Here is a 10,594-nt window from a genome sequence, read left to right on the forward strand (position 1 = left end):
GTGCTTGCCGAGCTCGGACTCGACCTCGGCGATGATCCCGCCGACACGATGATGACGTCGCTGTCGGGTGGGCAGGCTGCTCGGGTCGGACTCGCCACACTGCTGCTCTCGCGCTTCGACATCGCGCTGTTGGACGAGCCGACGAACGACCTCGACCTCGACGGCATCGAGCGACTCGAAGCGTTCGTGCAGGGGCTCCGTGGCGGTGCCGTGGTGGTCAGCCATGACCGCGAGTTCCTGGCGCGGTGTGTGACCCGTGTGCTGGAACTCGACCTGGCGCAGGGCAGCAACAGGGTGTTCGGGGGCGGGTACGACTCGTACCTGGAGGAGCGGGCCACGCTCCGTCGACACGCGCGCGAGAAGTACGACGAGTTCGCCGACAAGAAGGCCGACCTCGTCTCCCGTGCGCGAACTCAGCGCGAGTGGTCGAGCCAAGGTGTGCGCAATGCGATGAAGAAGGCGCCAGACAACGACAAGATCAAGCGCAAAGCCTCGGCCGAATCGAGCGAGAAGCAGGCGCAGAAGGTGCGCCAGATGGAGAGCCGGATCGCCAGGCTCGAAGAAGTCGACGAGCCGCGCAAGGAGTGGCAGCTCGAGTTCACGATCGGCTCGGCGCCGCGCTCCAGCTCCGTCGTCTCGACGCTGAGTTCCGCAGTGTTCCGACAGGGGACGTTCCAACTCGGCCCGGTGTCGCTGCAGGTCAACGCGGGGGAGCGGATCGGCATCACCGGCCCCAACGGTGCGGGCAAGTCGACGCTCCTTCGCGGGCTGCTCGGACGTCAGCTTCCCGACGAGGGGACGGCGAGCCTCGGCGCGAGCGTGCAGATCGGTGAGATCGACCAAGCCCGTGCGCAACTGACCGGCTCGCCGCCGCTCGCGACGGCGTTCGAGGCTCTGGTCCCCGAGATGGCTTCGGGCGAGATCCGCACCCTCCTTGCGAAGTTCGGGCTCAAGGCCGACCACGTCACCCGTGCGGTCGACGAACTCTCGCCCGGAGAGCGCACCCGCGCAGGACTCGCGCTGCTCCAGGCCCGTGGCATCAACCTCCTCGTCCTGGATGAGCCGACGAACCACCTCGACCTGCCCGCGATCGAGCAGCTCGAACAGGCCCTCGAGTCGTATGAAGGAACCCTGCTGCTCGTGACCCACGACCGGCGGATGCTCGCGACCGTGAAGACCGACCGCCACTGGAGAGTGGAGGCGGGGCAGGTGGTCGAGGCGTGACGACCTTCGTCATCGAGACCGTCCCCCATGAGCGTCTGACCGAGGATGACGTGGCGCGGCTGCGGGAACTGTTCGACGTGGAGTATCTCGCGCCGTTCGGCGAGTGGGACCCCGATCAGCCCTACGGCTACGCGCCCCATGACCTGCACGTCATCGCTCGACTCGGGCACGACGTGGTGGGCCACGTCGGCTGGGCGCGGCGGACGATCGGCGTCGGCACCGCAGAGGTCGTGATCGCGGGTGTCGGCGGAGTCCTCATCTCTCCGCGTGCGCGGGGCGAAGGAGCGGGTGCGAGACTCATGGCGGCCGCGACCGCGTCGATGATCGAGGCCGGTGGTATCGAGTTCGGCTACCTGGGGTGCCGTGAGGACGTCGTCCCCTTCTACGCGTCGTGCGGGTGGCAGCGGGTCACGGCAGCCGAGAAATCGGTCGATCGCGCCGGGCGCCCGGTCACGCAGCCGCCGGGGCCGCCGATTCTGCTGCTCCCGGTCGAGGCTCGGCTGGATTCGTGGCCGGCAGGTGCCATCGATCTCCGCGGGCGCGCCTGGTGATCATCTGACCGAGTGCGCTCGAAGGTGTCGTCGTCTCGCTGACCGCCAGGTCGGGATACGCTGGAGCACGGCGGCTCCGGTCGCGGTCCGGTCGCTGGTGTCCGCCGTGGGCGTTCCGCCTGAGTTCCTGACCCTGACGGCACGAGGAGATTGACGCCGATGACCGAGACCCAGATCTTCGAGCCCGACGGCCGCGCCATCCCCTTCGTCGACGAGGGAGACGGACCCGTCAAGCTGGTCCTGATCCAGGAGCGCGACGTGGCGGCGGATGTGCTCGGCGTCGTGGCGCACTACCTTGCGGAGGAAGCGGGCTTCCATGTGCTGCGGATCGGCCACCGTGCCGAGGGTAAGCACGACGAGGCGACGCTGGCTGCGCGGGTTGACGACGCGCTCGCCGTGATCGACCACGTGGGCCTCGGAGACACCTGGATCGGCGGACACGGCTTCGGCGGTACGGTGGCGCGTGCTTTCGCCGTCGCCCACGCCGACCGCGTGAACGGCCTGGCCCTGTTGGCCGTCGAAGACGACGCGACGCCGCTCGCGCCGGTGATGCCCGTTCTCATCATCCAGGGCAGCAAGGACATCGAGACGCCTCCGGCGAACGGCGAGCAGCTGCAGTCCACGGCGCCCGAGCGCGCGAGCGTGAAGACCATCGAAGGTGGCGACCACATGTTCCCGATGACCTTCCCCATCGAGACGGCCGTCGTGATCGAGGAGTACCTCGACTGGGACTGAGCGACCCGTTCGCCTACCGGCCCTGCCGCTTCTTGTAGGGCTTCGGCTGGCCCTTCACCGCGGGGGCACGCCCCTTGCCCTTCGACGCCTTGGCCTTGCCTCCGGCAGGGGCAGGGGCGCTGCGAACCGGCTCCGGCGCAGCCGCGACCTCGGCACGCGCCTCCACGAGCAGCAGCTCGCCCACGGAAGTGAGCCGCGTCGGACCTTCGCGGTGCACGATGGGGTGGCCCACCTCGGCTTCGAGCTTGTCGATCGAGGTGTAGAGCGAAGCCAGCGGAATCCCGAGCTTGTCCGCCGCGCGCGGAAAATGCAGTTCATCCGCCAGGACGACGAAACGGCGGAGCAGGGAGATCTTCACGGGGGCCTTTCGATGATCCGCACGGGCTTGCGGACTGCTTCCAGGGTACGTGATGTCGTTCAGAGGTCGCTGTAGTCGTTCGCGGGGACCTGGATCTGCTTCACCGTGTCGCCGTCGAACCAGAAGAGCGTGTAGATGATGCCGGTGGAGCCAGGGTGGCTGAGCGACTCGGTCCCTGGCGCTTCGCGTCCTCCCAGGCCGAGGAACTCGGCGGTGGCGGGGTCCTCGGCATCGTCGAGCGCCCAGGCGCCCGCATCGAGGAGCTCGGCACGCGTGGATCCGACGGAGAGACCGTCTGCGGCGGTGATCGGAACACCGTCGAGTGACGCTCCGGTGATCGCCACAGAGGCCGGACCTTCGTGCTCAGTGTCGGTGAACACCCGCAAGCCGTCCCATATGTAGTTCACGAACGAGAAGTCGTAACCCGGGAAGGTCTCCACTTTCTCCGGCTCCGGGAGCTCTCCCGTCGTCTCTTCCAACAGGTCGAGCACCGCCTCGGTGTCGTCGAGCGCGGCGTCGCGGGTGCCCGTCTCGTCGGTGACGGCGATGCCGTCGAGGGACACGACGATCCGTGGCTCCACCGTGGGGGTCGGACTAGGGGTCGGCGACGAGGGTGCAGAACTGGGCACGGTGGTGGGCTCGGCTGCGGGGCGAGCTGAGGTGCAGCCGGCGAGAAGGAGAGCCGCGCCGGCGAGAGCCAGCGCAGGCAGAAGTGGACGTCGCATGGTCTCACGGTATCGATAGGGGGCGACGACGCAGCAACGGGCAGGCCGACGGGGTCGGATCGTGATATTCCGGACAGACGGATGCCGCGACCGATTCGGCCGCGGCATCCGGAATCCTTCGGTCAGGCGACCTGTGGGGTGACGGCGAAGGACACGGAGCCTTCGTCGTCCACGCCGGCATCGAGGATCTTGTCGTCGAGCGCAGCGACTGCCGACTCATCGAGGAAGAGCCGGGTGCCGGCCACTTCCACGACCTGGTCCTGCGGCTCCGGGTCGGCGGCGACGAGCACGGCGAGGCGCGCACCGCCCTCTGCGTTCTGAGGCTCTGTCGAGTGGATGCGGAGCCCGGCATCCGGGGCGTCGGTCTGACGGCTCACCAGAGTCGTCACGATGGCGGAGGCGTTGTCGGTGAGGGTGAGCACGAGACTCTCCTTCCGGTTGGGGCATGTCACGGTCGCGACATGTCCGGGCTACGATGCCGAACCTCGGCGAGGGTCTCAACCCCCTTGCGGGGATTCGGAGGAGGCTCTTACCCTGCTCGCAGGTTCTTGCGCAGAAACACCTGCGCGGTGCCGTCGCCGTCAGGTACACGCTCGTGCTCCTCATACCCGCACGACTCGTAGAGGCGGATGTTCGCTTCGCTCAGACTGCCCGTGAACAGCTCGGCCACATCCGCGTTCGACGCCTTCTCGGCGCTCTCGAGCAGGAGGCGGCCGATTCCCTCGCCCTGCATGTCCGGTGCGATCGCGATCCTGCCGATCAGCAACAGCCCGTCCTGCTCCACGTACCGGATCGCGCCGACGAGCCGCCCGTCGATGCGTGCTGTCAACCCGGACTCGGAGCGGAGTTCCGCTTCCAGCTCGGTGAGCGTCTGCGTCAGCGGTGGCATGTCGACGCTCCCGTAAATCGCCGCTTCCGACACGAAGGCCGCCCTCTGCACGGTCAGCACCTCGCCGGCGTCGCGGTCGCTGATGGGAGATATGACCACCTCACCCGGTGCGGCGTGCTGGTCGGGGCGGTGCTCTTCGTTCACGATGTCTGCGTCACTCACCCGAGTCACATTCCGGGGTGGGCGCCCGCGGTGTCAACCCCCTCGCCGTGGAGGATCGCCAAGGCTAGCGTCGCGATCAGGAGGTCACACCATGGCTGAAACCACAACCACCAAGAAGACCGGCGGCTCGACGAAGGGCGCGGTCAAGACGACCAGGCAGCAGAACGCGGAGAAAGGCTTCACCGCCTCGACCACGCTCGCGAAGAACCTGCAGGCGGTGCTGGTCGACCTGCTCGATCTCGCGATCCAGGGCAAGCAGGCCCACTGGAACGTCGTGGGACGCAACTTCCGCGATACGCACCGGCAGCTCGACGAGATCATCGACGACGCTCGCACCTTCAGCGACACGATCGCCGAGCGCATGCGTGCCCTGCACGCTGTGCCGGACGGGCGCAGTGCCACCATCGCGAAGACCTCTTCGCTTCCCGAGTTCCCGGCGGGAGAGGTGTCCACCACCGAGACGATCGACCTGGTCACCGAGCGCCTGGAGGCGGCCGTGGCCACCGCTCGCGACGTGCACGATGCCGTCGACGAGGAGGATCCGACCTCGGCGGACCTGCTGCACGCGATCATCGAGCGGCTCGAACAGTTCGCCTGGATGGTCAGCGCGGAGAACCGCAGCCCCGCGGGACGCTGAGCGTCCTCTCACCCGCGGACCACGCCCTCTTCATTCGGGTCCTGCTCCGCGGGTGAGAGGCCTTCCGCGCATGACTCGGGGCAGAGCGAGCCATAGGGCTCCGATCAGGACGAGCGCCGCGAAGAGAGCGATGACACCCGCCGTCCGATTCACCGTGAAGTCGACGATCAGCGTGGTCACCCCGACGGTCAACGCACCGATCACGACCAGATCGATACGTACGACCCGGGCGGCGATGCGGACGAGATCGGGCTTGCGACGACGTCCGAACAGCGCCCTGTGCATTCCGACCGGCGCGAGGGCCAAGATAGTCGCCACGGCTGCGAGAGCGACGAGGACGACATACAGGTCACGCTGGAGCTCGTCCATGTCGGTGAACCGCGGCTGGAAGGCGACAGCCAAAAGGAAGCCGGTGAGGATCTGGGTGCCGGTCTGCATGACCCGCAACTCCTGCAGCAACTCGTCCCAGTTGCGATCCGCCCGCTCGTTGGCGGTCTCGTCGCGTCCGTCGACACGGTCGTCGCGCTCGTGTTCTCCACGCGATGGGTCTGATGTCATGGCCTCAGTGTGGATTTCCCGACCTGGCGCTGTCCAGCCGCTTGCGTCCCCCGAACGAAGGAGTGCAAGATGACGCTCCCACCGATCCGCGACTGGTGGCCTGAGCTCTCGCAGGACGGGCGCCGCGCCGTGCTGAACAGCGACACCTCTCATCTGGACGATGCCGTGCGCGAGGAGATCCGGGTGATCACCGGCGCCGTGGTCGGGATGGTGGAGTCCCTCAGCGAATCAGACCTCGCCTACGCGCGAAAGCACAGCGAGGCCGAGGACTGAGGTCACGGCGCCGGCGCGTCCTGAGGAGACTCGGGTTCGGTGGTCGTGGGGAGTTCCTCGCGCAGCCGCGGCTCGGTACGTCGGTCGGGCCGCACGCCCGCCTTGTCGGCGTAGAACGCGCGGATCCGGTCCATGTCGGCTGTGACGTCTCCGGTGAGATCGATCGTCGGTCCGAGGCCGGTGGTCATGGTCGTCCGATCCACGAAACCGAGAGTGACCGGCATGCCCGTCTCTCGTGCGATCCGGTAGAAACCCGACTTCCAGTACTCGTTGCCCCCGCGTGTTCCGTCGGGGGTGACCACCAGTCCGAAGACGGTGCCGTCGTGCACCTGGCCCACGACATCCTTCACCACGCGCGCCGGGTCGGTGCGGTCGACGGGGATACCGCCGAGACGCCGCATGATCGGACCTCGCCAACCGCGGAAGAGGCTCTTCTTCCCGAGCCAGTGCACGCTGATGTCGAGCTTCCACGCGATGGCGAGCATCAGCACGAAGTCCCAGTTCGAGGTGTGGGGTGCTCCCACGAGCACCGTCGGACGCGTCGGCGCCGACTCGCTCACGAGCTTCCATCTGCTGAACGCCCAGAACACGCGGGCGAGGAGTCGTTTGAGCATGGCTCAACCGTAGGGGAGAACGGCTGTCGATCTGCTGTCGACGTGCTACGGGCGCCTTCGGTGCCACTCCCTCCAGGCAGGCGTACGATCGAGGGATGAAGAAAACGCAGCAGGACTCCGTGCAGCAGGACGCGCCCGTCGGGCTGCAGCCGCTCCTGGATTCTCTGAACCTGCTCGAGGGGGAAGCGGCCGGCTATTGCAGCAATGGCGTCTGCCACTTCCCCGCCCCGAAGAGCGAGTAAGCAGCAGACGCCATCTCAGGCCGTCCCGGCGCGGTCAGTGCCCGCCGTGGAACCCTTCGCCCGCATCGTCTGCAGGCTTGCGGACGAACGGGCTGAGCGCCACAGTCGCCAGCGAGATAATCGCCGCGATCAGGAATGCCATGCGTGCGCCGGGAGCGCCGGCGACCGCAGTCGTCAGGCCCTCCTGCTCGCCCGCGTGCAGGATCGACGAGTAGGTCACGAGGAGCAGTGCGACACCTGCCGCGCCACCGACCTGCTGCAGTGTGTTCAGCACGGCCGAACCGTGCGAGTACAGCGACCGCGGGAGCGAACCCAGCGATGCCGAGAACAGCGGTGTGAACGACATCGCGAGACCGACGGACATGACAGCCTGCACGATGATGAGCACCCACCACACGGTGTGCTCACCGACGGTCGAGTAGAAGAACAGCGACGCCGACACCATGATCGTGCCGGGGATGAGCAGCGGGCGGGTGCCGCGCGCATCGTAGACACGGCCCATGATCGGTCCGAGCAGGCCCATCAGCAGCGAACCGGGGAGCAGGATCAGGCCGGACTGGAGCGGGTTGAGCCCCGCCACGTTCTGCAGGTACTGCGGGAGCAGGGTCAGCGTGCCGAACATCGACAGCGCCAGGATGGACATGATGATCACGGACAGCGTGAAGTTGCTCGAGCGGAACACGCGCAGGTCGAGCAGCGCGTCGTCGATGCGCTGCAGCACGAGCTGACGCCACACGAAGAGCCCCAGTGAGACGGCACCGACCACGAGGGAGATGATCCCTGCGGTCTCGCCGGATCCGCCCTCGCCGCCGAACTGGCTGAGACCGAACACGATCCCGCCGAACCCGAGAGCCGCGAGCGGGATCGAGAGCACGTCGAGCGGCACGGACCGCGTCTCACCCAGGTTCGTCATCCACTTCACACCCATGAAGAGGGCGATGAGCGAGATGGGGAGGATGATGCCGAAGAGCGCGCGCCAGCTGGCGAGCTCGAGCACGGCTCCGGCGAGGGTCGGGCCGATCGCGGGAGCGAGCGAGATGACGAGACCGACGCGACCCATCATGCGACCGCGGGACTGCGGCGGCACGACGTTCATGATCGTGGTCATCAGCAGCGGCATCATGATGCCGGTACCTGCGGCCTGGATGACACGGCCGACGAGCAGCACGGCGAAGCCGGGGGCGACGAGAGCGACGAGCGTGCCGAGGGAGAACGCGATCATCGCGGCGATGAAGACCTGGCGCGTCGTGAACCGCTGCAGGATGAACCCGGTCGTGGGGATGACCACGGCCATGGTGAGCATGAAGGCGCTCGTGAGCCACTGGCCGAGCTCGGGCGGGATGCCGAGATCGGTGTTCAGATGGGGGATCGCGATCCCCATCGTGGTCTCGTTGAGGATGGCGACGAAGGCGGCGACGAGCAGCAGCCAGATCACCCGCATGTCCTTGCGGGGGATCTCGCCCCCTGCCGCGGCGGGAGTCGTCGAGATGGAGCCGGTATCGACGGCAGACATGGGCGGCCTCCAGGGCGAAGAAGAAATGGATATCGCGAGAGTTCGCAAGAGTCATTCAGCGTAACGGCAGCAGCGGACATTTCATTCCGTATTCACAGATATCCGCTGAAGGCGGATACACGCGGCCCGATGTCCGCGCGCGTGGGTACGCTGGCGCAATGAGCATGGGCGGCGGCATGGGCGGTGGCCCGCGGGGAGGTGGCTTCCGCGGAGTCGATGAAGACGCGCAGCGGAAGTTGAACGCCGAGGCGCCGCGGATCAACGGTCTCGGGGCGCGGGTGGTCTCCCTGTTCCGCCCCTATCGCTGGCGCATCCTCTTCACGGGCATCCTGGTCGTGCTGGGCGCCGCGATCGCGGTCATCCCGCCGCTGATCGTGCAGCGCATCTTCGACGACGCGTTGTTCCCGGTGGACGGCGGAAGCCCGCACCTCGAACTGCTGGCCTGGCTCGTCACCGCTATGGTCGCGCTGTTCCTGGTCTCCGCGGGGCTGGGGGTGGCGCAGACCTGGCTCACCTCGACCGTCGGCAACAGCGTCACCGGCGATCTGCGCGTGAAGCTCTTCGAGCATCTGCAGGCGATGGAGCTCGGATTCTTCACGCGCACCAAGACGGGCGTCATCCAGTCGAGGCTGCAGAACGACGTGGGTGGCGTGTCCGGCGTGCTGACCAACACCGTCACCAGCATCCTCGGCAACGTCGTGACCGTGATCGCCTCGCTCGTCGCGATGATCCTGATCGACTGGCGGCTGACGCTCATCGCCGTCGTCATGATGCCGTTCCTGATCGTCGTGCAGCGCAAGGTGGGGCAGGTGCGCGCCAGGATCGCGGGGGAGACGCAGGAGTCGCTGTCCGAGCTCACCTCGATCACCCAGGAGACCCTGAGCGTGTCGGGCATGCTGCTGTCGAAGGCGTTCAACCGGCAGCGCACCGAGTCGGAGCGGTACCAGGCGGAGAACCGCAACCAGGTCGTGCTCCAGGTGCGGCGTGCGATGAGCGGCCAGGGGTTCTTCGCCGTCGTGCAGGTGATCATGGCGAGTGTGCCCGCCGTGATCTATCTCGTCTCCGGCTATCTGATCGCGGGCGGGACCGGAGCCATCACCGCGGGAACCGTCGTCGCCTTCACCACCGTGCAGGCGCGGCTGCTCATGCCGTTGATGGGCCTCATGAGGGTCTCGCTCGATCTGCAGACCTCGTCCGCGCTGTTCGCGCGCATCTTCGAGTACCTCGACCTCGTGCCGGAGATCCAGGACGCCCCCGACGCGATCACCGTCGATCAGGCTCCTGGACCCCGCGGGCGCATCGAGTTCGACGAGGTCGTGTTCCGCTACCCCGATGCCTCGGCTGACGCCAGGCCGACTCTCGACGGTGTGTCGTTCACGGCGGAACCGGGTCAGCACGTCGCGTTCGTCGGCCCGTCGGGCGCGGGCAAGACCACGATCCTGTACCTGGCGCCGCGGTTGTACGAGGCGAAGGGAGGGGCCGTGATGTTCGCGGGCGCCGACGTGCGCACCCTCACGCAGGAGTCGATCATCGACAACGTGGGCATCGTGTCCCAGGAGACCTACCTGTTCCACGCGACCATCCGTGACAACCTCCGCTATGCGAAGCCCGATGCCACCGAGGAAGAGCTGATCGCGGCGTGCACGGCCGCCAACATCCACCACATCATCGCCGGCTTCGAGCAGGGGTACGACACCGTGGTGGGCGAGCGCGGGTATCGGCTCTCCGGCGGGGAGAAGCAGCGCATCGCGATCGCCCGCGTGCTGTTGAAGGACCCGCCGGTGCTACTCCTCGACGAGGCGACCTCGGCGCTCGACACGGTGTCGGAGCGCGTGGTGCAGGAAGCGCTCGACGAGGCCGCGAAGGGGCGCACGACGCTCTCCATCGCCCACCGGCTCTCGACCGTGATGGGCGCGGACGTGATCCACGTGCTCGAAGCGGGGCGCATCATCGAGTCCGGCACTCACTCCGAGCTGCTGGCGCTCGGTGGACTCTATGCCGAACTCGCTGCTGAGCAGGTGGCGGCGTCGCGGGTGCTCGACACCGAGGCAGCGGTCGAGGAGGCGGTGACGGGCGGCGCTGCGGCTCCTCTCGCTGAGCGCCGCGCCGACAG

Annotated in this window: 14 protein-coding genes; 7 read left to right on the forward strand and 7 right to left on the reverse strand. The window is 67.5% G+C overall.

What is annotated here, in order from left to right:
* The 3 genes from AX744_RS00975 to AX744_RS00985 all read left to right on the forward strand — a co-directional run.
* Positions 1 to 1,224, forward strand: a 1,224-nt coding sequence (locus tag AX744_RS00975) for an ATP-binding cassette domain-containing protein (protein ID WP_061015139.1), incomplete at its 5' end; no start/stop codon positions are given.
* Entirely contained in the window at positions 1,221 to 1,775 is a 555-nt protein-coding gene (locus AX744_RS00980; protein WP_061015140.1) for a GNAT family N-acetyltransferase, read from the forward strand. The genes AX744_RS00975 and AX744_RS00980, both read left to right, overlap by 4 nt.
* A 159-nt stretch (positions 1,776 to 1,934) precedes the next feature.
* Positions 1,935 to 2,510, forward strand: coding sequence for an alpha/beta fold hydrolase (locus AX744_RS00985; RefSeq protein ID WP_046749604.1), 576 nt, complete (start codon positions 1,935 to 1,937; stop codon positions 2,508 to 2,510).
* A gap of 13 nt (positions 2,511 to 2,523) precedes the next feature.
* On the opposite strand, the gene AX744_RS00990 is transcribed toward AX744_RS00985, so the two are convergent.
* From AX744_RS00990 to AX744_RS01005, 4 genes are all read right to left on the reverse strand, one after another.
* Positions 2,524 to 2,868, reverse strand: a complete 345-nt coding sequence (locus AX744_RS00990; protein WP_046749603.1) for a helix-turn-helix domain-containing protein — start codon at positions 2,866 to 2,868, stop codon at positions 2,524 to 2,526.
* A gap of 59 nt (positions 2,869 to 2,927) precedes the next feature.
* Positions 2,928 to 3,593: a hypothetical protein gene (locus tag AX744_RS00995; RefSeq protein WP_157543487.1), complete on the reverse strand. Its 666-nt coding sequence runs from the start codon at positions 3,591 to 3,593 to the stop codon at positions 2,928 to 2,930.
* Between the two features lie 122 nt (positions 3,594 to 3,715).
* On the reverse strand, positions 3,716 to 4,015 hold the full coding sequence (locus AX744_RS01000) for a Fe-S cluster assembly protein HesB (protein ID WP_045262755.1): 300 nt from the start codon (positions 4,013 to 4,015) through the stop codon (positions 3,716 to 3,718).
* A gap of 107 nt (positions 4,016 to 4,122) precedes the next feature.
* Positions 4,123 to 4,581 (reverse strand): GNAT family N-acetyltransferase, encoded by a 459-nt coding sequence (locus AX744_RS01005; protein WP_061015145.1) that lies wholly within the window; start codon positions 4,579 to 4,581, stop codon positions 4,123 to 4,125.
* Between the two features lie 154 nt (positions 4,582 to 4,735).
* Here AX744_RS01005 and AX744_RS01010 point away from each other — a divergent pair, with 154 nt between their 5' ends.
* Positions 4,736 to 5,281 (forward strand): Dps family protein, encoded by a 546-nt coding sequence (locus AX744_RS01010; protein ID WP_046749600.1) that lies wholly within the window; start codon positions 4,736 to 4,738, stop codon positions 5,279 to 5,281.
* Between the two features lie 30 nt (positions 5,282 to 5,311).
* Here AX744_RS01010 and AX744_RS01015 read toward each other — a convergent pair whose 3' ends face one another.
* Positions 5,312 to 5,839, reverse strand: a complete 528-nt coding sequence (locus tag AX744_RS01015) for a DUF6328 family protein (protein WP_061015141.1) — start codon at positions 5,837 to 5,839, stop codon at positions 5,312 to 5,314.
* Positions 5,840 to 5,908: 69 nt separating this feature from the next.
* On the opposite strand from AX744_RS01015, the gene AX744_RS01020 reads away from it, so the two are divergent.
* Positions 5,909 to 6,112 carry a hypothetical protein gene (locus AX744_RS01020; protein ID WP_061015142.1) on the forward strand — a complete coding sequence of 68 codons (204 nt, stop codon included), beginning with the start codon at positions 5,909 to 5,911 and terminating at the stop codon, positions 6,110 to 6,112.
* Between the two features lie 2 nt (positions 6,113 to 6,114).
* Here the strand turns inward: AX744_RS01020 and AX744_RS01025 are convergent, their stop codons facing one another.
* Positions 6,115 to 6,726: a 1-acyl-sn-glycerol-3-phosphate acyltransferase gene (locus tag AX744_RS01025; RefSeq protein ID WP_061015143.1), complete on the reverse strand. Its 612-nt coding sequence runs from the start codon at positions 6,724 to 6,726 to the stop codon at positions 6,115 to 6,117.
* Between the two features lie 95 nt (positions 6,727 to 6,821).
* Here AX744_RS01025 and AX744_RS20435 point away from each other — a divergent pair, with 95 nt between their 5' ends.
* Positions 6,822 to 6,968: a hypothetical protein gene (locus tag AX744_RS20435; RefSeq protein WP_170224175.1), complete on the forward strand. Its 147-nt coding sequence runs from the start codon at positions 6,822 to 6,824 to the stop codon at positions 6,966 to 6,968.
* 34 nt (positions 6,969 to 7,002) lie between these two features.
* Here the strand turns inward: AX744_RS20435 and AX744_RS01030 are convergent, their stop codons facing one another.
* On the reverse strand, positions 7,003 to 8,481 hold the full coding sequence (locus AX744_RS01030; RefSeq protein WP_046749596.1) for an MDR family MFS transporter: 1,479 nt from the start codon (positions 8,479 to 8,481) through the stop codon (positions 7,003 to 7,005).
* A gap of 164 nt (positions 8,482 to 8,645) precedes the next feature.
* Between AX744_RS01030 and AX744_RS01035 the strand changes: the two genes are divergently transcribed.
* Positions 8,646 to 10,594, forward strand: a 1,949-nt coding sequence (locus AX744_RS01035) for an ABC transporter ATP-binding protein (RefSeq protein WP_061015144.1), incomplete at its 3' end; no start/stop codon positions are given.

The organism is Microbacterium sp. CCH5-D1 (genome assembly GCF_001557335.1).
In the GTDB taxonomy this organism is placed as follows: Bacteria; Actinomycetota; Actinomycetes; order Actinomycetales; family Microbacteriaceae; genus Microbacterium; species Microbacterium oxydans.

Bases quoted from the DNA above. Each gene is read 5' to 3' on its own strand.
- AX744_RS20435 (WP_170224175.1), top strand. From the start codon at position 6,822: ATGAAGAAAACGCAGCAGGACTCCGTGCAGCAGGACGCGCCCGTCGGG.
- AX744_RS01010 (WP_046749600.1), top strand. From the start codon at position 4,736: ATGGCTGAAACCACAACCACCAAGAAGACCGGCGGCTCGACGAAGGGC.
- AX744_RS01015 (WP_061015141.1), bottom strand. From the start codon at position 5,839: ATGACATCAGACCCATCGCGTGGAGAACACGAGCGCGACGACCGTGTC.
- AX744_RS01025 (WP_061015143.1), bottom strand. From the start codon at position 6,726: ATGCTCAAACGACTCCTCGCCCGCGTGTTCTGGGCGTTCAGCAGATGG.
- AX744_RS00985 (WP_046749604.1), top strand. From the start codon at position 1,935: ATGACCGAGACCCAGATCTTCGAGCCCGACGGCCGCGCCATCCCCTTC.
- AX744_RS01030 (WP_046749596.1), bottom strand. From the start codon at position 8,481: ATGTCTGCCGTCGATACCGGCTCCATCTCGACGACTCCCGCCGCGGCA.
- AX744_RS01020 (WP_061015142.1), top strand. From the start codon at position 5,909: ATGACGCTCCCACCGATCCGCGACTGGTGGCCTGAGCTCTCGCAGGAC.
- AX744_RS00995 (WP_157543487.1), bottom strand. From the start codon at position 3,593: ATGCGACGTCCACTTCTGCCTGCGCTGGCTCTCGCCGGCGCGGCTCTC.